The sequence below is a fragment of the Gordonia ajococcus genome (genome assembly GCF_012974285.1).
In the GTDB taxonomy this organism is placed as follows: Bacteria; Actinomycetota; Actinomycetes; order Mycobacteriales; family Mycobacteriaceae; genus Gordonia; species Gordonia amicalis.
Window position 1 is genome coordinate 2,363,940 of sequence record NZ_CP052884.1, and the last position, 25,131, is coordinate 2,389,070.

General features: G+C 62.8%; 22 protein-coding genes. 14 read left to right on the forward strand and 8 right to left on the reverse strand.

The annotated features are described in order from the left end of the window. Positions 1-87 precede the first annotated feature (87 nt). Both GAA2_RS10755 and GAA2_RS10760 read right to left on the reverse strand, forming a co-directional pair. On the reverse strand, positions 88-750 hold the full coding sequence (locus GAA2_RS10755) for an enoyl-CoA hydratase/isomerase family protein (protein ID WP_024497542.1): 663 nt from the start codon (positions 748-750) through the stop codon (positions 88-90). A gap of 11 nt (positions 751-761) precedes the next feature. Then, a complete protein-coding gene (locus GAA2_RS10760; protein WP_024497543.1) occupies positions 762-1,424 on the reverse strand; it encodes a helix-turn-helix domain-containing protein in 663 nt (220 codons plus the stop codon). A 121-nt stretch (positions 1,425-1,545) separates the two neighbouring features. Between GAA2_RS10760 and GAA2_RS10765 the strand changes: the two genes are divergently transcribed. The 4 genes from GAA2_RS10765 to GAA2_RS10780 all read left to right on the forward strand — a co-directional run bounded on the left by GAA2_RS10765 (position 1,546) and on the right by GAA2_RS10780 (position 3,662). After that, positions 1,546-2,178, forward strand: a complete 633-nt coding sequence (locus GAA2_RS10765) for an LGFP repeat-containing protein (RefSeq protein WP_024497544.1) — start codon at positions 1,546-1,548, stop codon at positions 2,176-2,178. A gap of 22 nt (positions 2,179-2,200) precedes the next feature. Further along, positions 2,201-2,803: a hypothetical protein gene (locus GAA2_RS10770; protein WP_024497545.1), complete on the forward strand. Its 603-nt coding sequence runs from the start codon at positions 2,201-2,203 to the stop codon at positions 2,801-2,803. 113 nt (positions 2,804-2,916) lie between these two features. Then, positions 2,917-3,369, forward strand: a complete 453-nt coding sequence (locus GAA2_RS10775; protein ID WP_024497546.1) for a nitroreductase/quinone reductase family protein — start codon at positions 2,917-2,919, stop codon at positions 3,367-3,369. 101 nt (positions 3,370-3,470) lie between these two features. Further along, positions 3,471-3,662: a hypothetical protein gene (locus tag GAA2_RS10780; protein WP_024497547.1), complete on the forward strand. Its 192-nt coding sequence runs from the start codon at positions 3,471-3,473 to the stop codon at positions 3,660-3,662. 54 nt (positions 3,663-3,716) lie between these two features. Here the strand turns inward: GAA2_RS10780 and GAA2_RS10785 are convergent, their stop codons facing one another. Next, entirely contained in the window at positions 3,717-5,048 is a 1,332-nt protein-coding gene (locus tag GAA2_RS10785) for an oxygenase MpaB family protein (RefSeq protein ID WP_024497548.1), read from the reverse strand. Between the two features lie 154 nt (positions 5,049-5,202). Here GAA2_RS10785 and GAA2_RS10790 point away from each other — a divergent pair, with 154 nt between their 5' ends. Together GAA2_RS10790 and GAA2_RS10795 are read left to right on the forward strand one after the other, a co-directional pair. Next, positions 5,203-5,772: a DUF488 family protein gene (locus GAA2_RS10790; RefSeq protein ID WP_051349549.1), complete on the forward strand. Its 570-nt coding sequence runs from the start codon at positions 5,203-5,205 to the stop codon at positions 5,770-5,772. Between the two features lie 215 nt (positions 5,773-5,987). Beyond that, positions 5,988-6,395, forward strand: a complete 408-nt coding sequence (locus GAA2_RS10795) for a MaoC/PaaZ C-terminal domain-containing protein (protein WP_157753398.1) — start codon at positions 5,988-5,990, stop codon at positions 6,393-6,395. 1,535 nt (positions 6,396-7,930) lie between these two features. On the opposite strand, the gene GAA2_RS10800 is transcribed toward GAA2_RS10795, so the two are convergent. Continuing rightward, positions 7,931-8,845, reverse strand: coding sequence for a hypothetical protein (locus GAA2_RS10800; RefSeq protein WP_096274057.1), 915 nt, complete (start codon positions 8,843-8,845; stop codon positions 7,931-7,933). Positions 8,846-9,951: 1,106 nt separating this feature from the next. Between GAA2_RS10800 and GAA2_RS10805 the strand changes: the two genes are divergently transcribed. Continuing rightward, positions 9,952-10,479, forward strand: a complete 528-nt coding sequence (locus GAA2_RS10805) for a hypothetical protein (RefSeq protein ID WP_157753397.1) — start codon at positions 9,952-9,954, stop codon at positions 10,477-10,479. On the opposite strand, the gene GAA2_RS10810 is transcribed toward GAA2_RS10805, so the two are convergent. From GAA2_RS10810 to GAA2_RS23160, 3 genes are all read right to left on the reverse strand, one after another. Next, a complete protein-coding gene (locus GAA2_RS10810) occupies positions 10,421-11,740 on the reverse strand; it encodes an IS256 family transposase (RefSeq protein WP_006438912.1) in 1,320 nt (439 codons plus the stop codon). The two genes, GAA2_RS10805 and GAA2_RS10810, sit on opposite strands and share 59 nt — an antisense overlap. Positions 11,741-12,246: 506 nt before the next feature. Continuing rightward, positions 12,247-12,822: a cytochrome P450 gene (locus GAA2_RS23155; RefSeq protein WP_232512987.1), complete on the reverse strand. Its 576-nt coding sequence runs from the start codon at positions 12,820-12,822 to the stop codon at positions 12,247-12,249. Between the two features lie 249 nt (positions 12,823-13,071). Continuing rightward, entirely contained in the window at positions 13,072-13,962 is an 891-nt protein-coding gene (locus tag GAA2_RS23160; protein ID WP_232512986.1) for a hypothetical protein, read from the reverse strand. A 277-nt stretch (positions 13,963-14,239) separates the two neighbouring features. On the opposite strand from GAA2_RS23160, the gene GAA2_RS10820 reads away from it, so the two are divergent. The 4 genes from GAA2_RS10820 (at position 14,240) to GAA2_RS10835 (ending at position 19,290) form a co-directional block, all read left to right on the forward strand. Continuing rightward, the gene (locus tag GAA2_RS10820) at positions 14,240-15,373 is read left to right on the forward strand and encodes a tyrosine-type recombinase/integrase (RefSeq protein WP_035760292.1); all 1,134 of its coding nucleotides are present in this window, start codon (positions 14,240-14,242) and stop codon (positions 15,371-15,373) included. Continuing rightward, positions 15,370-15,735, forward strand: a complete 366-nt coding sequence (locus tag GAA2_RS10825) for a helix-turn-helix domain-containing protein (RefSeq protein WP_024497890.1) — start codon at positions 15,370-15,372, stop codon at positions 15,733-15,735. Before GAA2_RS10820 ends, GAA2_RS10825 begins: the two co-directional genes overlap by 4 nt. Further along, positions 15,719-17,173 (forward strand): hypothetical protein, encoded by a 1,455-nt coding sequence (locus GAA2_RS10830; RefSeq protein WP_024497891.1) that lies wholly within the window; start codon positions 15,719-15,721, stop codon positions 17,171-17,173. Before GAA2_RS10825 ends, GAA2_RS10830 begins: the two co-directional genes overlap by 17 nt. A gap of 767 nt (positions 17,174-17,940) precedes the next feature. Continuing rightward, positions 17,941-19,290 (forward strand): hypothetical protein, encoded by a 1,350-nt coding sequence (locus GAA2_RS10835; protein ID WP_139180017.1) that lies wholly within the window; start codon positions 17,941-17,943, stop codon positions 19,288-19,290. Positions 19,291-19,348: 58 nt separating this feature from the next. On the opposite strand, the gene GAA2_RS10840 is transcribed toward GAA2_RS10835, so the two are convergent. Next, a complete protein-coding gene (locus GAA2_RS10840; protein ID WP_139180018.1) occupies positions 19,349-19,951 on the reverse strand; it encodes a hypothetical protein in 603 nt (200 codons plus the stop codon). A gap of 384 nt (positions 19,952-20,335) precedes the next feature. On the opposite strand from GAA2_RS10840, the gene GAA2_RS22960 reads away from it, so the two are divergent. The 3 genes from GAA2_RS22960 to GAA2_RS10855 all read left to right on the forward strand — a co-directional run bounded on the left by GAA2_RS22960 (position 20,336) and on the right by GAA2_RS10855 (position 25,123). After that, a complete protein-coding gene (locus GAA2_RS22960) occupies positions 20,336-20,608 on the forward strand; it encodes a hypothetical protein (protein WP_024497892.1) in 273 nt (90 codons plus the stop codon). Positions 20,609-20,783: 175 nt separating this feature from the next. Continuing rightward, a protein-coding gene (locus GAA2_RS10850) for an IS3 family transposase (RefSeq protein WP_085950783.1) occupies positions 20,784-21,928 on the forward strand; the annotation gives its coding sequence in 2 pieces (ribosomal slippage) (positions 20,784-21,051 and positions 21,051-21,928; 1,146 coding nt in all). 183 nt (positions 21,929-22,111) lie between these two features. Continuing rightward, positions 22,112-25,123, forward strand: coding sequence for a Tn3 family transposase (locus GAA2_RS10855; protein WP_005195266.1), 3,012 nt, complete (start codon positions 22,112-22,114; stop codon positions 25,121-25,123). The last annotated feature ends 8 nt before the right edge of the window (positions 25,124-25,131 follow it).

Consider the following 25,131-nt stretch of genomic DNA (forward strand, 5'->3'; position numbering starts at 1 on the left):
TTCAAAATCGACGCAAAACGCGCGAAACGTCCCCCGACTGACCTACGCGTCCACAGGACGCTGTGAGGCACAGGAAGTCCGCTGGGGTCAGCGGGTACGGCCTTGGCGCAGTGCTTCGGTGACGGAACGGAACATGGTGGACTTGATCGCACCGAGGGTGCTCGAGTCCTTGCCGACGAGCGGCTTGAGTCGATCGAGCGCGCCGGAGACGATGTCGTTCTCATCGGCGACGGCGTCGACGAGACCGGCTGCGACAGCTTCCGGTCCGGCATACCGGTGTCCGGTGGTCATGGCGGTGACTGCGGTCTGTGGTGTCACCTTGGCCTGGATGAGGGCGGCCATGCCCGCCGTGAACGGAATGTTGATGTCGATCTCGGGGAAGCAGTAGTAGCCGCGGTCCTCGCGCATCAGCCGATAGTCGTGAGCGAGTGCGAACATCGCCCCTGCGCCGAACGCGTGACCGTTCACACCGGCGACCGTCGGCAGCGGGAAGGTCAGGATCCGGACGAAGAGTTCCTGCACCTGTTCGACATACGCGTCAGCCTTGTCGCCGTTGGCGAGAAGCCACTCGAGATCGAGTCCGTTGGAATAGAACTTGCCCGAGCCGACGGTGACCAGGCCGCGGGCTGCGGACTCGGCTCTGTCGAGGTGTTCGTCGATGGACTCGAGAACCGCAGGGGAGAAGCGGTTCTCGTCCTCACCGAGAGTGAGCACGGCGATGTCGTCATGAAAGTCGAGGGTTGTAGCCATCGGAGGTTTTCCTATCTGTCGAGAGACGTTGAGGCAGTTGACGATGAGTCGGATCCGGGAGGATCGAGTGTCAGCACGGCACGGACGGCGGTTGCGAGGCGCTCGCGCACGGCCGCATCCGCCGTGCGTCGACCGCGAAGAAGAAGCGCGGTCGGGAGTTCGACCACGCAATCCCTGATGATCTCCACCGTCTGGCGGTCGGTTCGTCCCCAGACCGCTTGCGACAGCTTCACGAACAGGTCGACGAGGTCCTGGTCGAGGTTGCGGAGTTCATCGGCCAGGTCGTCGGGTAGTTCACCCGACCCGAGGAGTTCGTGGCGGTTCACCGTGAGCAGGAACCGCCCGGACGTCGGGTGGTCGAGCGTGAAGCGGGCCGGCGCGTCAGCCGCTGCGACCACGGCTTCCACCGCGGTGGTATGACCATGACCCTCGCCGCCGGCCAGGATGGCATCCACCGCAGCGCCTTGCGTACCCAGGAAGCGCCGCGCAGCGCGAAGCCACACCCGCCCGACGAGCCCCGCGCGGGACCCGAACGCGTGATAGATCGCGCCGTTGGAGACCGACGTCAGATCTGAGAGGGCCCGCACCGTCACTGCTGCAGCGCCGGATTCGACCGCCAGCGTTTCGGCAGCATCGAGCAACCGCTCGAGATCGTGCGTTCTGGGCCGCGGCATGGCACGACGATAACAGAGCGCATGCTCTGTTATCGTCGTGCCCTCCCGCAACCGACAGGTTAGGGACGGGCGTTGTGAGCTGACCTAACGATATGCGCGGTGTGTCCGTATGATCACGCGCATGCCCGGTCTTTCCTCTTCCCTTCAGTACACCTCCCGTGTCAGCCGATCAGCCGCCGGTCGCACCCGGCCTCGGTTCGCGTCGCTGGGCCTGGCGATCCTGGCGACTGTGATGTCCCTCGTCGTTCTGGCGCCGAGCGCGCAGGCCGATCGGGTGATCAACGGAATCCTGGTCGGAGGGAAGATCGAAGAGGCCTACGCACAGAGTGGCGGGTTCTGGAAGTGGGGTGTACCGACCGGGCCCGAACGTGCTTCTGCCAAGCGCGGCCGCTACCAGACGTTCGCTCGCGACGCGTCGTTCTATTGGCATCCTGCGGTCGACGGCGGCACGGCACACCAGGTCGGCGGCGCCATCCGGACCCGCTGGCAGAAGGTCGGAGCCGAGCGCGGTGCGCTCGGATTCCCCGTCACCAACGAGTACAAGTCGGGAAGCGGGCGGAGCAACGACTTCCAGGGGGGTGTCGTGACGTGGTCCAAGGCCGGCGGCGCCCAGATCGTGTGGGGTGGAATCCTGCAGAAGTGGCGTGCACACGGCGGCGCAAAGGGCTACTACGGCGTCCCCCTCGGCGGCGAATATCGCAGCGGTGGTCGTTTCGCCCAGGACTTCCTGAATGGCACCATCTTCTGGCCCTGATCCGCCGGTACGCTGGTCGCTCATGATCCGGATATGGTCCTCGGTCGTCGCGACCATCGTTGCTTTGGTGGTGGCGGGTTGCTCGACGACGGACGGTGAAGGCGGCGTCGCGGCGACTGTCACCGAGACGGTGACGTCAACGCCTCCGATGGAGACGAGTCCGGCGAACTCCGAGATCACCACTGAGGGTGGGGATGCCGGTCCGAAGAGCGCGCCCGCGAGTGAGGGTGCGCGACTCACCGTTACCGATATCCGTATCGGGACGCACGACGGATTCGATCGAGTCGTCTACGAGCTCGGTGGTACGGGTCTGCCTGGCTGGCGGGTGTCCTACGTCGACGAGGCTGTCCAGGACGGCAGTGGATTCCCGGTCGACGTCGCGGGCAACGCGATCCTGGAAGTTCGGATCACGGGGTCGGCGTACCCGTTCGACAGCGGCGTCGAACCCTATGACGGTCCTGATCCGGTTCGCGCGCAACCCGGCGGCTCGGTGGTGGAGGTGCGGAGCGCGCTCGTATTCGAAGGTGTCACACAGTCTTTCATCGGCGTATCCGAACCCGCGAGGCCGTTCAGCGTCGACGTGCTGACCAATCCGACGCGACTGGTGATCGACGTACAACGCTGATCGTGCCGCTGGTGGTGTGGGCGAACCCGTCGCCGGGAGCGGAGCGAGATAAGGCGGTTTACGCGGGATGAACCCGATACGGTGTACGAAGTAAGGTGTCGGAAGGATCGATCATGCCCACGTCACGGCGAACCCCCGCGCCCCGCTGGCTCAAGCCGATGAACAAAATGTTCCTGTTCATGCAGCGCTTCGGTGCGATGAAGGAGTTGCCGGTCCTGATCGTGACCGGCCGAAAGAGTCGAAAGACGCGGCGCACTCCGCTGACCGTGATCACTCTGGATGGAGAGCGTTACCTCCTCGAGGGATTTCCCGGCGCCGACTGGGCGCGCAACGTCCGCGCAGCCGATGGACTCGCGCAGTTGTCGATTCGCGGAGACGTGACCGACGTCCGACTTACCGAGTTGCCCGCGGACCAGGCGGTTCCGGTGCTCCGTGCCTGGCCCGAGCTTGCGGGCAGCGACGGCCCGAAAATGATGAAGGACGCCGGCGTGGTCACCGATGTCACGCCGGACGCCTTCGCTGCTGTCGCCGGACGATGTGGAGTGTTCCGGATCGATCCTCGGTGACTCATTCCCGACGGCTCCGACCGCGGCGATGTTTACCCGCCGAGCCGGATGGTTATGTAACCCTCGCGCTTCACGTGTCGGAAGAACGAAAGGTATGAGACATGGCCGGACTCATCGTGGGACTGTTCGCCCCCATTGGCCTGACCGTGTTCACCCTCGGCATGGACGTCGTCCAACGCCGGATGGAAACGCCTGGTCGCGGGAAGAGCCGTGCACTCCGAGTGATCCGAGGCGCGGTCGTCCCGGCGGCCTCCCTTACAGATGCGGCTCCACGGGCCAGGAAGCTCAACTGACTCGCCCGCGGCAGCGGGAGCACGAGCTGCCGTTCGACGCGCGTGTGGGCGTCGTCAGTGCGCGTATTCGCGGGAATCGGTTGTGTACGCCGGGATTCCGTAATCGTCGAGGCGTCGTTTCACCAAGGCGGTGATGTACTGATCGGCGACATCCTGTAGCACGGGGACCTTGCCCGCGATGCGGACGGCGGCGAACCGACCGGTCAGCAAGGGCGCTGTCACGGCGGCGCGGGCAAAGTCGTTGACCGAGAGGTCGACGCCCATGTCGGCTGCCTTCTTCAGATTGCCCTCGCAGAAGGCGGCAGCGAATGCCAGTTTGCTGTAACTCTTTTCGACGGCATCGGCGGCGCGGTCGAAGGTGCTCCCGGACGGGCGCAGGTAGGCATTCATCGTGGACGTGACGAGTTTGCGGCATTCGTCGTCGTAGCCGTGTCGCAGCGTCGCGGCGCGCGCGTTGAACAGATCGACGATCTCCCGCGGAGATCCGGGTAGCAGTTCTTCAGGAAGTCCGAGCAGGTAGCCGCGGTAGCGGTGGAACTCGACCATCGCCCGCTCGTCGTAGGGGAGTTCGCGGTTGGCCCGCACTGCCTTGTCCGCCTTCTGGTATGGACCGATCATTCCGGCCGGGAACTGATCGATCTGCGGGACCGGCAACCCGTAGATCCTGGTGTCCCAGGTCCGCTTCTTGCTGTTGTGGCCGCGGCCGGTTCGTTGCAGGGCGTTGAACCGGACCATCGAGTGCATGAGTCGCACCATGACGGTGGCTTCGAAGCCCGCGCTGAAGCGTTCGAGACCGCCGGGTAGTGCCGTCACCGCAAAGTAGGCCGTGGTCTCGTTGACACGATGCGCGGCACGGGTGCCCGACAGTGCTCCGGTGATCGTCATCGGCAGTGCCGCATAGCTGTTGGTGAACGTCGCGAGGAACGCGCCCCGAGTCATGAAGGGGGAGACGAGCGCGGCATACAGGCGCGAGTACGTGGCGCCGTCCTCGACGAGATCGAAGTTGATCCAATCGGGTTTCTCCTGCATCACCGCGATGAGCTCGGCGATCTCGGGTGGAGCCTCGGGGACGTTCTCCGCGCCCTCGCGGCACACGCGGCGAACCAAGCTCACCAGCTCGGCGACCGGATACCGCGTGGCCAGTGCTGCCACTCGGTCCGCGGGGACGTCGGCCAGAAATGTCGAGGTGTGCACCAACTCCAGGAGGCGCGGATCGTTCAGGTACCTGGAGCGATCGCCCAACCGAGTCAGCAGGGCTGACTTCACACCCGGATCGGTGGTGAAACGCTCCGGGGTGACGGCGAAATCGAAATCGCCGTACAGCTCGGGTAACTCGTCGGCCTGCCGGGTGACGCGCTCCGCCAGTTCCGGGTAGTGATGCGCCATTCCGACCTCTCAGACACTGCCGACGATGTAGCTGCCAGTCATTGGATCAGGTGGAGCGTCGCCATATGGGCGGATCGGGACAATTCGGAGAATGTGTCTCACGGACAGGTGAATGTCCCGCGCCGGGTTGTGGTCGTCTACCTACGATGGGGAGATGCCGCGAAGTGGGCGATCAGCGCAGACGATCCGGAGCGAGCCGTTCTTCACCATCGGTCACTCCACTCGGACCCTTGCCGAGTTCATCGATCTGCTCGCCGCGAGCAGCATTCAGGTGGTTGCCGACGTCCGGAGGCTCCCCGGCTCGACTCGATACCCGCAATTCGACCAGGACGCGCTCACGGGGAGCCTGGACGAATCGGGGATCGGGTATTGGCACGCTGAAGGACTCACCGGGCGGCGTCCGGTGAGTCAGGACGTGCCGGTCGATGTCAACGGGTGGTGGGAGAACCGCAGCTTCCACAACTATGCCGACCATGCATTGTCCGACGAGTTCGCAGATGCACTCACCGGACTGCGCGGGAGGGGGCAGGACTCGCGCGTGGCGCTGATGTGCTCGGAGGCGGTGTGGTGGCGGTGTCACCGGCGGATCATCGCCGACCATCTGCTCGCCCGCGGCGAGGACGTGTGGCACATTCTCGGCGCCGGCCATGTCGATGCCGCGCATCTGAGTGCCGGCGCGGTCGTCGGCCCGCAGAATCAGGTCACCTATCCCGCCGCGACCTGAGTCGGAACTGTCGGTCGTGGACAGTGCGTCAGATCAGCCCGGCCCGGTTGGACTCCGCCCGGTTTGCTGACCCCTCGTAATCTAGCTACTTTAGATTTATGACTCCAGCGTCGCCCGGGTCGGGACTGTCGGACCCTCACGCCTCAGGCGAGATGACCAGGCTGTATGCCGAGGACCTGTCAGCGGGGGAGGTCTTCGAGTTGGGCACGGCGAGCGTGACCGAAGTCGAGATCATCGACTTCGCGAGCCAGTACGATCCGCTGCCGATTCATGTCAGCCGGGAAGTGGCGGCGAACGGGCCGTTCGGCGGCATCATCGGAAGCGCGGCGCATTCTCTGGCGCTCTACTCCGGTCTGGCTTCGCGCATGTTCGTTCCTCGGCTGGCCCTGGTGGCCGGCAAGGGCATCGAACGCATGCGTCTGCCCAATCCGCTTCGCCCGGACGTCATTCACACGGCCAGCATCACGATCCTCGGAGTTTCTCCGCGTTTCCGCGGTGACGCACCGACCACAGACCGCGCAGATCTGCGCTGCGCTGGACAGCTCGTCGACGCCGATGGCCGGGTCGTGCTGACGATGGAGCCACTACAGGTCATCCGGTATCGGACGGTTCAGCACCGCTGACGGCGGACGCGTGGCGAGTGGCAACTCCGGTGCAACCTGACCACGAGCGTATGTCATCGCCTGGTGGTGGCAGGCTCCCTGGCCGAGGCGCCGGCTTCGTCGTAGTGCAGCAGGGAGGATTCCGGTCACCGGTCTTGGGCGATCCGTGGTGCGCTCCGTTCACCAGCGATGGCTGCTCTTCAGGAAACGCTGAAGGCGATGGGGGCTAGGCGTCTTCCCGTCCGAGCCGAAGTAGGCGGTCTCGAGAGCTCGCTGTGCGCTGACGACGCCGGGTTTGACGTGCCGTTCGGTCGCGCGTGAACTGGCGCTGGCGTACCGGAATCAGTTGGCGCTGTTGCTGGAGGTTCCGTAGTCGGAGGACTGGGACAGGTGATGCGCAGATAAAGTTGGCAGTACTCGACTTGGCATGAGGTAGAATATCAACGAATTATGTTGTGCGGCTTGACATTTAGTTACCAGTGACAAAACGATATATGAATCACACCTGGCGGTGTGCGCCTCTAGCGATCGACACGCGAACGCCTACCGGCGATTCGCCCACCGCATCCCTGACGCGGCCGACGGGACTGGGCAGACGCCCGCCGCTCACCTTGGCCGATTGACACCCTCGACGGCGCGTCCGGTCCTCGCACTTATCTTTCACCGGAAAGAACTGACACGGCCCTTGTGCGTGCCAACGAAACACTGGACGGGCTTCAAACCCGTTGCCACGAGAGGCTAGTGCGATATTGGACCTCTCGAAATGGTGACGTGCCGATAGGATCAGCTGCGTCCGTAGACTCGCCCCAAGTTGGAGCCCCAGCACACGCTGGTGCAAGGAGTGCAACCAGCAGTGCAGCCCGCAACCCCCGCCGAACACCAGCTGTTGACCGCCGCCCATACCGGCGACCGATGCGATTTGCCTACCGACACCGAACGCAAAGGGTCCTGGAAACCGACCGTCGAGGATGCCGTCGGCTGGACCGACGACCGCGTCGTGCGCGCCGTTTACCTGCGTCACCTGCTCGTTGACGAGAAGCTACCCATCCGCCTGATCGGCGCCCGCATCGACGGCGACCTCGACCTCGAAGGTGGTCGATCCATCACCCTTAGTCTGCCGCAGTCCGTCCTAACCGGGACCGCCGGGGGTTCGGCGGGGCGACGTTCACCGGGGACACATGGTTCGGCGGGGCGACGTTCACCGGCGGATCGCGCGACGGTGGGACCGACGACGAAGACGTCGCCGCCGCGGATGGCCCACAGGCCAGGTTCGGCGACGGGCCGACAATCGGCCTCCAATGTGGCGGCGATGTAGGTGATGTCGCGTTCGGTAGCGATGCAGCCCACACACCGGTGGACTGAGATTCACCGCTGAGATCTTCGGTTGTTCTCCACTGACGGCAAGGTGCGACCGTACGTCGGGCGTGTGGAACGCAATTCTTGCCCGGTACGTGCCAAAGATGGCCGGCGCGCCCAGCAGAAGGACCTCGGCACCATCGTGGAGACCCTGCGGCCCAGGCTGCAGTTATCGGCCGCCTACATGCTTCCGACACTGCTTATCCGGCACGGTATTCGATCATTGCTTCGTGTGCGAGAACATCACCCGCGTCAGCGATCTCAAGACCGTCCTCCGAGATGGTGTAGGTGACTGACCCGTTGGTGACTACCCACCCTATGTAGTTGGCCTGCACATTCCAATACTCGCTAGGGGCCTGGTCGCTCAGCCTGACACCGCGATAGTAGTAGCTGTAATCGTTCTGAACACAGATCACTAACTGCGACTGAGCCGTCCGAGCCGTCGCCGCAGGTTCGTCGTCGGCATCACAGCGGGCGTGGGAGTTCCGAAAGCCAAGTTCGTCCATGTCCGCAAACTGCTGAGGAGAGTTTCGGGCGATAGACGTCGAACGCGGCTGCAAAGCGCTCGGTCCACCCGTTGAGGTGGTCGGCTGAGGGTTCTGCCGCTGGTGGGCGCTGGCTTGTGGGCAGACGTAGGTTGGGTAGCTGTAGAAGGGGAAATAGCTGGCGGGGGATTCGTATCCGGTTGGAGGAGAGTTGTGCTGACTCGGCATGACCCAGATGTCTGTCGAAAACGCGTCGCCCTTCGGAATGCCGAAGTAACCCGACAAGTCAGCGGTGAGAGTAAAGGTGTGGCCCTCAAAGGCCCAATCGTCGACCGGAAGATAGCGCGATTCGCCGTCCAAGCCGTCTATTTGCCAGCCAGTCCATCCGGGGTCGTAATTGTCCGAGTGGAAATAGATGGGCGGTGGGTACTTCGCGTCGAAACCCCGCGGGTACAAAAAGATCGTGAACTCCCATGCCCCGGGCTGAGGAATCCGCTGATCACCGTAACCGGGGATTAAGACCTGCGGCACCGGCTCCGGTGTCCCGGCAAAGGTGACCGTGAGGCGCACTGTCGAGTCGCCCAGGTCCTCGATGAACACCTCCTCGGCTTGTACGGACTGGGCGGGCACACCGGAAACGTAACTGGGGTCGCCCCGAAAAAGTTCGTCGGCTGTAGGAGACACCGCGCAGGACTGGCTGCGCGGGAAACCTGTCCAAGCGGTGTCGGACGTAGGCCGTGTCTGGGCGTAGAGCACCACCGCTGCCACGACGACGAGAGCGACAGTTGCGATCGCTGCCACAATGAGAAGGCGTCGGCGGCTTAACAGCGAGTTTTTAGGCCCGTCTCGGACCCCGCTCTGCTTCGGCGATTCGCCGTCGGGCGACCGCTCGGCCGAGGGCTCCCGCGGAGGTATAGACATCTTGGGAACTCCAACTCATCCGGCTTCCGAACTTGCCTGTTAAGTCCCTATCCGCAAACTCTGCCTCACCGTTACCCTGCGTCGAACACGTCGGGAGACGACGTGTCCCACGACTGTTTGTCGAGAACTCTTGGAGCGACACGCGACACTGTTACCGTGCGGAAATGGCACCACCCGCTGAACTGTTCGCTGGAATCGACCCCATCCCTGGCCGCGACTGGGCCCTTGGTCAACGACTTCGTTTCGACCCCGTGTACGTGAGGTCCAAGCGTCCGGATGACTGGATGTCAGCTGGTCGCCAACTAGGTGATTGCTGAGCAGGTAGAGCAGGTGCGTGCGGAGACCGCAGCACTGGGAACGGCTGCTGAGTCAGGATCAGAGTGAAGGCGTCTCTGTGCCTGTCGTCGGATCGCGATACCGAAAATCCTCGACCCGGACGGGCGGTTGCGGCGACCGGCCGGGATGGCACTGGACGCGTGGCTCGGACACGTTCTTGCAACTCATGGCGTTGGATCGGGATCTCACTGAGCAAGCCGGCGTTCCCGCGCCACAATTACATCGCTGCGACGCGCTCATGTGGACGGGGTAACCCTGTCCGCGATGAACTTGCGGGGCTGTGTGTTCGCCGACGCCACCCGCAGAACGCTCCCGCGACCACGGACCCGGGCTGTAATCCCGGAACGGATCGCGCGAGGGCTAACTCGCGTAACACTGCTCGTCGACGTGCCTATTCACTTAGTGACGCCACCCGAATCGCGTCGGGGACTGAGTGACCTTCAAGACGGGCGAGGCCACGCTACAAGTGGAGAACTCGCATGACCGCTTTCGAAGAACGTCACGGTTTCATGATTCAGCCCAACCCCGAGTACCGGCCCAAGCCCGGGCAGAAGTCGCCGACTCCTGACGACGACGAACGCAAACGGTTCCGCATAGGGCTCGCTGTCGTCAGCATCGCAGTCCTCGCGGTTATTGGAGCCAGCGTGATCATCGTCAACCTGGCTTCCGACGACCGGCCCGACGAGTCCTCCTCGCTGGTCATGGGGCCGGGATACACAGACGACGAACTGGCATACCTCGCTGCAGTGCGACGACAACTCGCGTACGAAGTAGATTCAGCACTTTTGGTCGGCCTCGGCCACATATCCGCGGAATACTTGGACCAGGGATACAGCATGAACTACGCCATTGGCAGCCTCCACTCCGCGGCGGTCCGAGAGGGCAAAGCCCACATCATCGACCGGAGGGCTTGCGGAGAAATTGTCAAGACCTGTGGATCGGGGTGTTTCAGGCGACCTCCGTTCCGGTGCGCTCGTCACCGTTTGAAGGCGGTTGCGGTGGGGTGATGTCGGTGGGCCGTTCGAGCAGTTTGCCTTTGTGGAAGACCGCGCCGGCACGGACCAGGGCGACCAGATGCGGGGCGTTGACGGCCCGCCAGCGGGCTTGTGCGGCGTCTATCAGCTTGTAGGCCATGGCAATCCCGGCCGCGCGTGATCCAGGCCCCTTGGTGACCTTGGTCCGAAGTCGCACCGTGGCGAAAGTGCTTTCGATCGGGTTGGTCGTGCGCAGGTGAATCCAATGCTCGGCCGGGTACTTGTAGAACTCAAGCAGGGTGTCAAGGTCGTCGGTGATCTTGGCGACGGCCTTGGGGTATTTGGCGCCGAAGTCGACCTCGAATGCCTTGACCGCGACCTGTGCCTTGTCGATGTCCTCGGCGTTGTAGATATCCTTGATCGCCGCCAACGCCGACGGATGTGCCGACTTAGGCAGTGCGGCAAGGACATTGGCCTGCTTGTGAAACCAGCACCGCTGCTCACGGGTCGCTGGGAACACTTCGCGGACCGCCTTCCAGAACCCGAGGGCGCCATCGCCCACGGCCAGCACCGGGGCAGTCATCCCGCGGCGTTTGCAGTCGCGTAGCAGGTCGGCCCACGACTCGGTGGACTCCCGATACCCGTCGGTGATCGCCACCAGCTCCTTGCGGCCATCAGTACGCACGCCAATCATCACCAGCAGGCACAGTTTGGTCTGCTCCAGGCGCACCTTGAGGTGGATGCCGTCGACCCACAGGTAGACGTAGTCGGTACCGGACAGATCACGGCGCCCGAACGCCGCGGCTTCGTCCTGCCACTGCGCGGTCAGCCGGGTGATCGTCGAGGCCGACAACCCCGCACCCGAGCCGAGGAACTGCTCCAACGCCGCAGTGAAGTCGCCGCTGGACAGCCCATGCAGGTACAGCAGCGGCAACACCTCACTCATCTGCGGAGACTTACGTGCCCACGCCGGCAGGATCGCCGAGGAAAACCGCTGCCGCACACCGGTATCGGGGTCCACGCGGCGGTCGTTGACCCGCGGCGCCTTCACCTTGACCGCGCCGGCCGCGGTCAGCACCTCACGCGGCTGGTGGTAGCCGTTGCGGACCACCAACCGATGGCCGTCCTCATCGAGCTGGTCGGCGAACTGGGCCACGTAGGCGGCGACCTCGGCTTTGAGTGCTGCAGCCAGCATCTGCCGGGCGCCGTCGCGGACGATCTCGTCCAATAACGACCGACCGGCACCGCCGGTGCTTTCAGTGGCCTCGGTGGCATCGTGAACTACGGTGAGCATGGGCGTACCTTCCCGAACCAGCGCGCCAACGCCGGCTCATGATCGGACCTTCGGATATTCAGATCATCCTCGGGAAGGTGCGCCCACTTTCAACGCCCCCTCACCGAGGGTCATCCACAGGTTCTGATCATTGCTCGGGCTTGCGCGGTTATCGTCCGAGCTGCGTACTACCACCTCAGTTATACCGGCCCCTAGACACGTCTGCGGGTGGCGACTGGCCGCGAGCAGGGATGGCCTGTTGCCGGTAGATCGGGCAGCCGCAGAAGGTGCCGCAGGGGAAGCTCCAGGTGGGGTGGGTGTGTACTCCCCAGGGGTGTTCGCATTCGCAGTCGGGGAAGAACTGTCGGTCCCAGCGGTCGCAGACTCGCTTCCGGCTCCGATGCGCTCGCCGGAGACCAGCAGTTCTGCCCGGTTGAAGAGAGCTGCCACCCCGCGTAGGTCCCCGGCATCCAACCGCTCCGCGTAGCTGGTGAGGAGAGCCGTGATAGGCGCGATCGGAGGCAACATCAGGTGCCGAGCCGGACAGGTAGTCGTCGCAGGCGGCGGACAAGCAGACTGCGCTCCCAGTCGGGATCTGTTGTGTCGACGACGAATCCGTTGGGCGCCTTGTCGAGTAAATGGTTGATCGCGACCCTTCCCTTGAGCCGGGCGAGAGCCGCGCCCACGCACAGGTGCAGTCCCTTGCCGAACGCCATATGCGAGCGGCGTGCGGTCGGGGTTAGGTCGATCTCCTCGGGTCGATCGAAGTTCTCCGGGTCGCGGTTCGCCGCGCCCCACATCAGGTAGAGGTGCGATCCGGCCGGCAAATCAACGTCGCCGAGGACGGTGTCCGCGACGACATGTCGGTAATGTCCACGAAACGGCGACTCCAGCCGTAGTACCTCCTCGATGAACGGAGAGACGAGGTCGCGATCGCCGCAGAGCTCGTCGATGATGTGCGGATTCCGGCCGAGTAGATACACAGCGCTGCCCAGCAGGCTCACCGTGGACTCCGCGCCCGCAGCCACGAGTTGCAGGCTGATCATGACCGCGGTGTCGCGGTCGAGGGCCCCGGTGGGGACCAGACGCGCCAGGTCTCCCATCACGTTCTCGCCGGTTGGTGCGCTGCGCCGTCAAACGCAGTCGATAGATAGACGTTCGCCCACCGCCTCCGCGGCGGTCTCGAGCTGGGCCTGCGTCACGACTCCGTCGAGCAGAACGGTCGCCGCAAACGACCACCGGACCAGATCGTCGATGTCATAGGTGGAAAACCGAGCAGCTCGGCGACTACCGCCATCGGCAGGCGTTGCGCAACAGTCGTCACCCAGTTGATCTCGCTGTCCTGGACACCGTCATCCCACAAACGGTCCAGGGTGCGGTCGACGAAGGGTTCGATGGCACGGACGCGTTGGGCCACCAACGACGGCATGACCATGACCATCGCGCGGTGCTGCTTGTGAAGGGGTCGTCCGCGGTGGCCAGCACGTGGATCGGAGACCCAGATCGGCGATCGGGTACTCCTCGACGGTTCCGTCGTCCTTCCACACCATGGTGGAGGTGAGATTCGAGGAGAAGTCTTCAGGCCGGGCGACCGCCTCGGCGATCACGTCCCACCCGGTCACGAGAAAAAACGATGAGCCGGCGATTCGGCTGACCGGTTGTGAGCGGGTCAGACTGGCGAGGGTGGGATACGGATCGTCGAGATTAAGCACGTTACAAGGGTGAATGCCACCCAGGCACCAGGCGTGGTCGGCGGGCCATACGAAGGCCGGCGGGTCGTGAAGTAGCGCAGGCGTCTTGGGTGTCCACGGCTCCTCCCACTCGTTGATGTCGGAAAGTGTGCCGGCGTAGAGGTGGTAGTCGCGGTTCGGGATAAGCATCCGAGGCCCTCCCGGTAGGGGAGGAACGCCACCTGAGTAGCCGGCCCAAATCGCGAAGTAGCAGTCGTCGGAGCTGCGCGTCGCCGCTGCCAGGGCTCTGCACGTCCTGGCGATGATGGCGTGCTCGTCGCCCGCATAGACGGCCTGCGTGAAGTCTTCGGTCGGATAGCGCTGGTGCCTGTGGACTGGATCTGGAACAAAACGGACACGCGCATCCTCCTCGAACTCAGGAGGCCCGAACAGCACAAGCGACTTCCACGCGTCGCGAATTCGGGTGATCCAGTCCGCTGGCGAGACGTCGGACAGAAACGCAGCACGAGACGACCATGCGCCAAAGGCGCTGCGGCCATCGTTTTCGACCAAGGGGGTGCTTGGGCGGCAGCGTGAGGTAGGGGTTGGCTTAGGCCAGCCCGTTGCGCAGCTGATGTAGTACACGGTGCTCGACTTGACATAATGTATCTTATCGGCACTCAACGAGGCCGAGTAGAAACAGATGAGAGGACTCGACCCAGTCCATCTCGAGTGACCGTGCAGGTTGCGCCGGTGCGTGTGGCGTGCCGCCGCTCGCTCGGGTCATCGTTCTCGCACTTCGGTGCTGGTTTAGCCAAACAGATGAGAGATTCTCGCGTACATTGAGTTGATGCAGAGCGTCCCGGGCCGGCTCCCTGAGTTCCTCGCCAACGGTGTCGTCGGTCTCTTGCGGCCTGAAGACCGAGTGTTCGAGGCGATGCTGGACGGCTGGCGGGCGCAGATGCTGGCGCGTGGCCTAGGTGTGCCGTTTATCCGGTCGTCCTGCAGCTTGGTGGCGCGTTTCCAGGAGCACTCGAACGAGTATCCGTGGACCTGGCAACCCATCCATGTCGATGAGTTCCTCGCTGATCGGCGCACCGGTCCCAAAGCTGTCTCGGTGTCGACGCTGCGCGCGAACGCTGGCACTATTCGGGCGTTCTGCTATTACGTCACTGACGAAAGGTACGGGTGGGCTACCTTCTGTAGCAAAGCGTTCGATGACGTTCCCGCTCAAGTTGTCTTCGAGTGGAACACGCCGCGCCACAAGACAGATGACGCGATTCCGGCCAATCGGCGTAGCTTCACCCAGGTCGAATTACAGACGTTCTTTGACGCGTGTGATGACCTCGTAGACCAGGAGTTCACGAAGGGCTCGAAACGCTGGCTCCCGCTCATGCGAGACTCGACAGCGTTTAAGGTCTGTTATGCCTACGGTCTCCGGCGCCGCGAGTTGGCGATGCTGGAACACTACGACTTCGGCCCGAATCCGCATGTCGAGAAGTATGGACACTACGGCGCTGTTCAAGTCCGCTACGCCAAGGGCATGTCAGGGTCGGGCCCACGGCGACGCACGGTCCTGACTGTGCCTGAGTTCGACTGGGTCGTAGGCATTCTCGAACATTGGATGTCGCAGCACGGGCGTGAGCTCTTTGCGACTGCGGACCGCTCGGCATCACTGTGGCCATCCGAACGCGCCGGCGCCACGGGTATCCGAAACTTCAATCGAACCTTCACCGCAGTCCGCGACATGGCCGGCCTGCCGAAGGAGCTCAAGATGCATTGCCTGCGCCACTCGTACGTCACACATCTCCTCGAGGCGGGATACGACCCAATGTTCGTACAACAGCAAGTCGGCCATGCATACTCCTCGACCACCGCCCTCTACACATCGGTATCTGCAGACTTCAAACAGAAGACCATCCAGAGGATGATCCAACAGAGAATCGTCACTCGTGACGAAAGTGGGAGTAAGAAGTACCCGTGAGCGAGCAACGCCGAATCGGCTATCACTGGAATCTGCGCCAACGAATGGCCGACCACAACCTTTGGAAGACAACGGAACTCATCCCGTTGCTGAAGTCACGTGGGATCAACCTCTCCAACGCCCAAGTGCACCGATTGGTGACTGGTACTCCCGAACGGATCCCGGCTCGTACCTTCGCTGCCCTATGCGACATCCTCGAATGCACACCCAACGATCTGTTTGAGCCCTACGTCGAGATGCGAGCCGCGGCCACCGCAGACGCGCCGGCGAATCCGGCGGACTTAGGCGTAGGTGAGAAGCGCTCCGTGGCACGCAGGATCAAGATCGTCCGAGATGACGGTAACGATGGCACGCCCACGTAAGCCAGAAGACCCAGAGCGCTGGCTCCCCTGCGAGCGTTGCGGAGAGCACCGCGAATGCGTCGTTACCTGGCAGGAGCTAGAGATCTGTGGTTACTGCTACCAAGCGGCCAAACGGACCCGCGGTGTGTGCGCATGTGGCCACAACGGCGTCCTGCCCGGAATCATCAACGGTCGACCCGCCTGCCGTGCCTGCAGCGGCATCAAACTGAACGTCGACTGCGTGGAATGCGGCGCAGAAGAAGAGCTCTATGCCAAGGGGCGGTGCTGGCGATGCGTCTTCGGATCGACGATTGACCGGATCCTGACGAACCCAGAGACGGGGGCCATCAACGCTGAGCTCAAACCCTTCGCGGCCGCGTTGAAGTCCATGAAACGAGCCAATAGCGGACTCACGTGGATCAACCAACCGCACGTCACTGCATTTCTCACTGACCTTGCACAGTCGCCAGCGGTGACTCATGAGGTGGTCGATGCGTTACCGAAGTCACGAACACGCGAGTACGTTCGAGAACTGTTGGTGGCCCACGAGATCCTTTCGCCTAGGGACGGACTGCTCCACCGCTATATCGAATGGTCCAACGAAGCCCTCAGCCGTGTAATATCCGAGGAACATCGTGACGTCGTAAACCGCTATATTCGTTGGCACCATCTACGTCAGATGCATTCGATGGAGTCGGTGTCGCAAGGAACCTTCTTGAGATCCAAGCAAACCGTCACTGTAACAATCGACTTCCTCAACTGGCTCACCGCTCGGGACATCTCGATTACGGGCCTGTCTCAGCCCGACCTAGACGCTTGGCAAGCCGAAGGTCCGAGCACGAGAGAGTTCGCCATACGCTTCCTTTCGTGGGCTATCAAGACCACGCTGGTCCCTGCGAACCTAACGATGACGCCGCACCGTCGTGGCAGTCGCAAGATGAGTACTGAGGACCAGCACGATGCCGTCGACAGCATCACGTCGAACAAACTGGCGCTGAATCCTCGAGACCGAGCTGCGGCGATCCTGGTACTCGTCTTCGGCCAGCAGATCGATCGCGTCGTCAAACTCACGTGGGACGACGTGATTGTCTCCGACGAGCTTGTGACAGTAACGCTCGGCGACATCGCCATCGCCCTGCCCGAGCCCCTTGATGAGCCATTCCGCTACCTCGCTGGCGAGCGCGAGCTCGCGAACACCGCTGCGCATCCGGCCACAACATGGGTGTTCCGCGGGTACATGCCTGGTCAACATATCAACCCGGGGTACTTACGAACGTGCCTCACGACGATCTGCAGTACCAGGGCGGCCCGCCTTGGAACACTTCACGAACTCACAAAGCTCGCACCACCCGCGATCCTCGCGGATGCCCTAGGCTACTCCCCCGCGACGATCGAGCGACATGCTGTGGCAGCTGCTGCAACGTACGCAGAATATGTGAGCAACTTGGGCGACGATTGATCATGTAAGTCCGACACTGGGGGGATAATTCGAATGGGATTCCTTCCACACATGCTTGGGTAGTACCCTGCGACGATCGAGCGAAATTCGGTCTCTGCTGCGGCGGCATACGCAAGAGACGTATTCAATCGTTGACAACGGCGCATGACTTACGCTGCCATTATTCTGTATAGGCAGTGGTGCGAATATCACAAATTCCCGACGTGATCGCGGAGGTTAAGATGTCGAAGAAGAAGCGAGGCAAGCCTCGTACGGGTAAGACAACCAAACAACGGCGTCGCGAGAGGCGGTCGAACGGGGCGCGCCCCGGAACGTCACCTTCCATGGCGCCCAAGCGTCTACCCACCGGACAGCCTGCACCGCTATTCGCGATCATTTCTGACCACGCGGGGCTGACCGCATTGAGCCACGCCGAGCGGGTTCAGCGACTTGGACAGATTTCCCAGAGATCGGCTCTTCATGCGTTGGCAGCAATGCAGTCTCGACTTGACGTTGCTACTACGACTGACTGGTCAGAGGTGAGTGTCGAACGTGAACTCCTGACAGAAGTTGGGGCGGAGTGGGCTAACCGGCTGTCTCCGATGATCGGGGTCACCCATCGTCTCGTACCCCCTCGATCAGTAACGCAACTCATACGAGAAGTCTTTGAGTCGTGTCCAGTCACAGAGGGATCATCCGGGGTACGTGATATCGAAACAAGTGACGTGATTGAGCTAGTTATGTCCATTACGACGGAACACGTAAGCGTACAGAACGCACTCGATTCAATGGCGAACCCAGACCCCGCCGACGTCGGTGCGTACATCGCAGAGATCGAAGCGTATACCTCTGACGAGACCATCGCGGCGATTCGTCAGCATGCATTGGATGATATGGCGAATTTCCTTAGCAATGAACCCGTCAAGATCGAGTTGATCAAGGCTCTAACGTACGATCTGTGGTTTCGGCCTTGGCCGGCACGCGTGAGTGACGCGCGAGTAGGTGCCAACCCGGCTGAGGCTTTCGAACTCGCAAATGGCATCCCGCTGCTCGATGTCATGGTTGCAGGCCAGATCATTAGCGAGATCGTTTCCTCTGGGCGGTTCGTTGTTCGACGCTCGGACCTAGTGCGTGCTGGTGCTACCGAATGCGCCGTAGAGTTCGTACTTAAGAACATGGCATATTCGGCGAATGATTATGCGCGCAGGCTTCGTCGTGATCGCGAGCAGGGTCCGGTTACGAATCAGCGATACGTTTTCACGGAACGTCCATTTCTTCGGGACGACGACGACACAGTTTTTGCGCTCCGATATCAATGGATTGTTGATAGGTTCTTTGGTTCGCAGTTGTATTGGCAAACATTTTTCTCGTTTGGTCCTGCGAAGCCAGGTTCAGCGGCCGAGGCATTCAGCCTTGCAATGAATTATGCGTTCGAGCGTGTCGCTGGTGACATTCTGGGGCGGATTGCATCCTATAGTTCCAAAATTTCGAGGGTAGTATATGAAAGCGAAATGCGGGAGGAGTGGTCTAGTACTAAAGGGGAAGCCCCTTCGGTCTGCGATTTCCTGTTGGTTGCGGGACGTGCCTGCATTCTCATTGACGCAACGAATCACCACCTGAGTGCCAGGCTTGCTCAAGGTCTTGCTGACGTCTCTGCCTACGACAAAGATATGGATACTTCGTTTGTCGAAAGCAAGTTCAACCAGATTTTGTCAACTGCGAGATTGATTAGGGAGCACTTATCCTTTGGAGTTGAGGCGAATCCGGTATTCATACCGTACGTTGTTGTGCCGAATAACGGTCTCGCAAACATAACCTCCGTCCGGTTGGATTGGATTACAAGGTCTGCGCCGTTCGAGGAGTTGCGGGGCTCCGCGCGAGCCCCTGTGCCACTGAGGCTGAGTGACCTAGCGTTGTTCGAGGGCCTCGGTGAAGCATTCTCCACGACTCCCAGAGACATCGCTGATCTATTGGGTTCGTGGACGACGTTACAGCCTGGCCCTGTCCCCGTCTCATTGAGAGAGCTACTTGATCAACTCGGCCTGCCTGCACCTATTCCGCGGTCCATGCTTCGAGATCAAGCTGTTCTTGATGCTTTAATTCAAGAGCGACGCTCAGAGGGAGGGCTGCCAGACTAGGAGCTATACTACTGACAGCCCTGCTTCCGAAATTGCGCTGCTGCCGTTCGTGAAAAAGCTATTCGGAAAGCTGTATCGCAACGTTATTGATTGCCTTGGATAGGGTCTTGGTGGCGTCGTCCACTGACTTTGCGATAGTCATTGGGGTGCCGGGTGTCGTCTTTGCGACCCATCGGTACTCGCTTAGGTTTATCGAATAACTTAAAGTGGTTTTCGTCCCGTTCGGTCCACGAAAAGAGATCGATATTTTGAAACGCCCATCACCGTTACCCGGAGTATCGGGGGATGGTAAGAGGTCTTGTGGCAATCCGAGATTCCACTGCATCATACGTCCAGGTGGTAGCGAATCAAAGCAGCGCATGCTCGCGAACTTCTCGTGGTCTTCGTTCCGGGCCCATTCAGACGGCAATCCTGGATTAATCTTCAGTGAGACGTCGGTAGCGACGGTCGGTCCTTCATTCTTCAGGATGAGCATCATGAATGAAGCATGCTGGGCGTGAGGTCGGATATCTGCCCAGACGTACGGTTGAGCGGCATCTTTGTACATTCCCCGCTGGATTGCGGTCTGTTCTTCTGCGGTCTTGACTTGTCGTCGCGTGAAGTACAGGGCAGCCAAAGTGATGGCGGCGGCAATCGCGGCAACGATGGCGGAAGCATCCATTGAGCCATTGTCAACGATCGTCCGAGGTGTGGACAGCGTGTCGCGCATTTTGCCGACCACTCGCTGTAGTGGCCCTGCGTGGTTGTGCCACTCCTCCCTGCATACGTCTGCTCGAGGTGAGGATGGTGGGGTGGCGGTTACAGTGCCTGTTGGTAGCGCTCGCCGCACGGGCCGGTTGGTGTCGTGGACGGCACGCTGCACTCCCGTCGCTACTCGTCCTACTTCAACACGTCTCGCTACCAGCTGAAAGGCGTTGGGGGAGTATGTATTTGAACATTCTCTGACGTAACGTCAGCGGCTCCGCCGGTCGAGGGTGATCTCGAAGGTCGCACCCGAGGTTAGGAGCGGTTGATCAGACGGTTCACCCCGGCCACGACGGCTGTAGTGAGCACCCAGCCGATGATGACGTTGAGCGCGCAGCTGGCGGATGACGAACCACAGCCCGACAACCGGGCCGGCGACCAGCAATCCGATCGAGGTGGACAACGCGAAGATGCGTTCCGAACTGATCTGCCCGTGACGTGGCTCCTGACCACCACCCACGTGGTGATGAACGCGGCAGCCGAGGAAGTACGCGCCGGACGCCTTGACGCTGACGACGCCCCGTGGTTCATCGGTGCGATCCTGCTACCAGCGTTCACGCAGACACAAGATTGAGCCGCAACACTCTTGCGGTCGCGATCAACGGCACACGGCGCGGCACGCGCCTCGGCTGCAAAGCCCGTCAATCGCACTCACCCACGGTCGGAGTGGCGTGTCCCCCGTGAACCGGTCCGGGTGGTTCTAGAGTCCTGATTGCCCTGTTGAGGGCGGAGAAGGGACGATAGGGATCATGGCGGGACGGAAGCGTCACTCGGCTGAGGACATCGTGCGCAAGTTGCGCCGAGCCGATGAACTGGCGGCCGAGGGCAAGAACGGCGAGGAGATCGCCGCCGACCTCGAGGTGTCGGCGGCCACCTTGTACAACTGGCGCCGCCAGTACGGCGGTATGGACGCTGATGCCGCCAAGGAACTCAAGAAGCTACGCGAGCAGAACGGCCGGCTCAAGCGCCTGCTCGCCGACGCCGAGTTGGAGAAAGACGCGCTGCGGGAGATCGCCAAGGGAAAATTCTGAGCCCGACCGCCAAACGCGCCGCGATCGACATGCTCAAAGACGTGAAGAACATGTCAGAACGTATGGCGTGCAGGGTTGTTGGGCTTTCACGGTCTACCTACCGGCGTCTGCCGTTGGCTCAGACACCGGCCGACCCGGACGCTGGTATGCGTGCACAGCTACGCACCTACGCCCGCAAGCACCCGCGACACGGGTTCCGGCGGGCGTGGGCGCACCTGCGGTTCGACGACGGTATCGAGGTGAACAAGAAGAAGGTGCATCGGCTGTGGACGGAGGAGGGCCTGCAGGTGCGCCGGGCGCCGCGGCGCAAACGAGCCGGGCAATCGTCAGTGCCGATCGTGGCGGCGGATGCGCCGAAGGTGGTGTGGGCATTGGACTTTCAGTTTGACTCGACCGTGGATGGCAAGAAGGTCAAGATCGCATCAATGGTCGATGAACACACCCGGATGTCGTTGCTCAACATCGTGGATCGCTCGATCACCGCCGACCGGTTGGTCGAGGAATTGGAGAAGACCTTCGCGATCTGGGGTGGCCCACCCATGGTGCTACGCATGGACAACGGCCCTGAGTTCATCTCAGAGGCGCTCCAGGCGTTCTGTGCAGGGTCGGTAGGCATCTCCTATATTCCGCCCGGCACGCCGTGGAACAACGGATTCATCGAATCGTTCAACAACCGGCTTCGCGACGAGTGCCTGAACCGCAACTGCTGGCCCACCCTGCTCGAAGCTCGCGTGGTGATCGACGATTTCAAAGACGACCACAACCACCGGCACCGCCACTCGGCGCTGGGCTACCAGACCCCGGCCGAGTACGCTGCCCGATGCACCCACCAGCACCACCCTGTGGGCTGCGAGATCGACTGACCGACAGCTAGAAGAAACTGGCTCTAGAACTGCCTGGGGTCCCGGTAGTAATGGCGCAAAAAACAACGAAGTTCGCGTAGTGCCTGGTCAGCGGCGATTTCTCGGTTCGGGCTGCGGGCCGGGGTGGTTGGTGCTTGGCTTGTCTGCCGATGAGGTTGGTCGGCGTGTTGGAGGCTGGGGTTCGTGGCGACGCGGGTATTCGCGGACGAGGAGTTGCAGCGCCTGCGGGAGTTCCCGGAGATCAGTCGTGAGGAGTTGTTCCGGTACTTCACGCTGACCCCGGCGGATCTGGCGTTTGTTGCTCCGCAGGGCAGGGGCCCTGCGGTCCGTCTGGGCCTGGCGGTGGCGTTGTGCACCTTGCCGTGGCTGGGGTTCGTGCCGGACAAGGTGCCGTCGGCGCCGCCGGTGGCGGTGGCCCGGCTGGCGGATCAGCTGAATATCGATGCAGCGCAGCTTCGTTCGTATGGCAAGCGGGCGCAGACGCGGACCGAGCATGTGCGGCTGGTGGCCCAGTATCTGGGGTGGCGGCCTGCCGGGGCGATGGAGTTGAAGGAGCTGGATGAGTTTCTGCTGGCGCGGGCGATGGAGCACGATTCGCCGACGCTGTTGTTCCGGCTGGCGTGTGAGTACCTGATCTCGGCGCGGGTGATCCGGCCGGGCCCGGAAACGGTGGTCCGCCGGGTCGCGCACGCTCGCACGCGGGCGCAGCGGGAGACCTACGACCGGTTGGCGCGCGAGTTCACGCCGCAGCGGTGTAAGGAACTGAATGCGTTGCTGGTCGTCGACCCGTCGATCGAGATGTCGCGGTTGCGGTGGTTGTCGACCGGCCCGGTGGAGGCGTCGGCGACCGCGGTGAAGGCCGAGGTCGAGAAGCTGGTGTTCCTGCGCAACCTGGGCGCGGATGAGCTGGACATGTCGGTGCTGCCGGCGGAGCGGCGGCGGTTCCTGGCGACGGTGGGCCGCCGCTTGACGGGCCAAGCCCTCGAACGCCGGGATCCGCAACGCCGCTACCCGATTCTGCTCACCGTGTTGGCGCAGTCGGCCACCGATGTGCTCGACGAGGTGGTGCAGCTGTTCGATCAGGCGATCTCGGCCAGGTTGAGCAAGGCCGAACGCCGGATGCGCGACGAGCTGGCCGAGCGCGGTAAGGCCGGAGAGGATCGGCAGGGGTTGCTCGACGACCTGCTGGCGATCGTCTGTGACCTGCAGATCCCCGACGAGGAGATCGGCGGCCTGATCCGGGGCGATCGGATCGGATGGGAGCGGTTGCGGGCCGCGGTCGCGCAGGCCAAGCCTCGGCTGCCGCGCGATCACGGGCACCTGGCCGCTCTGGACAGCTCGTACTCCTACCTGCGGCAGTTCACCCCGCAGGTGCTGTCGACAGTCCGGTTCGCCGGCGGCACCGCCGCGACCGAGCTGCTGATCGGGGTGCACATGCTGCGGGAGCTGAACGCGACCGGTACCCGCAAGGTGCCCGACGACGCGCCGACCGGGTTCGTGCCGACGAAGTGGCGCGGCTACCTCGACGAGGCCCGCAAAGCCGGTAACACCACCGCCTATCGGCACTACTGGGAGCTGTGCGTGCTGCTGGGGCTGCGTGACGGGTTGCGCAGCGGGGATGTGTTCGTGCCGGGGTCGCGCCGCTACGCCGACCCGGCCGCGTACCTGCTGACCCCGCAGGCGTGGGAGCCGCAGCGTGACGAGTTCTGCCGCCTGGTCGGCAAGTCCGCTGATCCCGCTCGCGCGCTGGCGACCGCCACCGACGAGCTCGACGCCGCTATGGGCGAGTTGGAGAAGGTGCTCGCCGGCGGCGACGGGCCGGTCCGTCTCGATGAGGCCGGTGACCTGGTGATCTCACCGCTGTCGGCGGAGGATGTGCCCGCGGAGGCGACGGCGCTCAAGGCCGAGCTGACGGAGATGCTGCCGTTCGCGCCGATCGTGTCGCTGCTGATCGAGCTGGACAAACGCACCGGCTACCTGGACTGCTTCACCCACGCCGGCGGCAAACAGGCCCGCAGCCCGGAGCTGAAACGCAACCTCATCGCCGTCCTGCTGGCCTACTCCACCAACCTCGGGCTGACCCGAATGGCCGAGGCGTCGGGCCTCTCCTACGACATCCTGGCCTGGACCAGCGAATGGTATGTGCGGGAGGAGACGCTGCGGGCGGCGAACCTGACGATCATCGACTACCACCAAAGGCTGCCGCTGACCCCGGTCTTCGGCGCCGGCACCCTGTCGTCGAGTGATGGGCAACGGTTCCCGACCCGCGGCAAATCGGTCACCGCCAGAGCGTTGAGCCGCTATTTCGCGAACGAAGGACTGAGCACGTATACCCATGTCACCGATCAGCACGCCACCTACGGCACCAAGGTCATCGTCGCGACGAGACGCGAAGCTCACTACGTGCTGGACGAAATCCTCGGCAATGCAACGGATCTGCCGATCACCGAGCATGCGACCGACACGCACGGCGTCACCCTCGTGAACTTCGGGCTGTTCGACCTGCTCGGATTGCAGCTCTCGCCCCGCATCCGGGACCTGGGCCGGATCACCCTGTATCGGGCGGCGCCTCGGGCCCAGGTGGAGTCCGCGTTCCCGCACGCCGGGCCGCTGCTGACCCGCAAGCTGAATCTGGATCTCATCGCCGAGCACTACGACGACCTGCTCCGGCTGAGCGGGTCGCTGAAGTTCGGGCACGCCACCGCGTCGCTGCTGGTCGGCAAGCTCTCCGCGTCGGGCCGGCAGAACGCCCTCGCGGCGGCGCTCAAGGAATACGGGGCGCTGCGGCGCACGATCTACGCCGCCCGGTACCTGTCCGACCCGGGCTATCGGCGCAAGATCTCCCGACAGCTCAACAAGGGCGAATCCCTGCACGCGCTCCGCCGCGACCTGCTCTACGCGCACGAAGGCGCCGTGCGCGCGAGGCACCTGGAGGGACAGACCGAACAGGCATGGTGCCTCACGTTGGCGACCAACGCCGTCATCGCCTGGACCACAGAGTATTACGGGCTGGCGACCGAACAGATGCGGCGGGCCGGGCGGCGCATCGACGACGAGGTGCTGACGCACATCTCCCCGGCCCACAGCGAGAACATCAACTTCTTCGGCGCCATCGAGGTCGACATCGACGCCGAACTCGCCCAGCTCGGCCCCACCGGGTACCGGCCGCTGCGCGTGCGGGACACCCTGTTCTGACCCGCAGC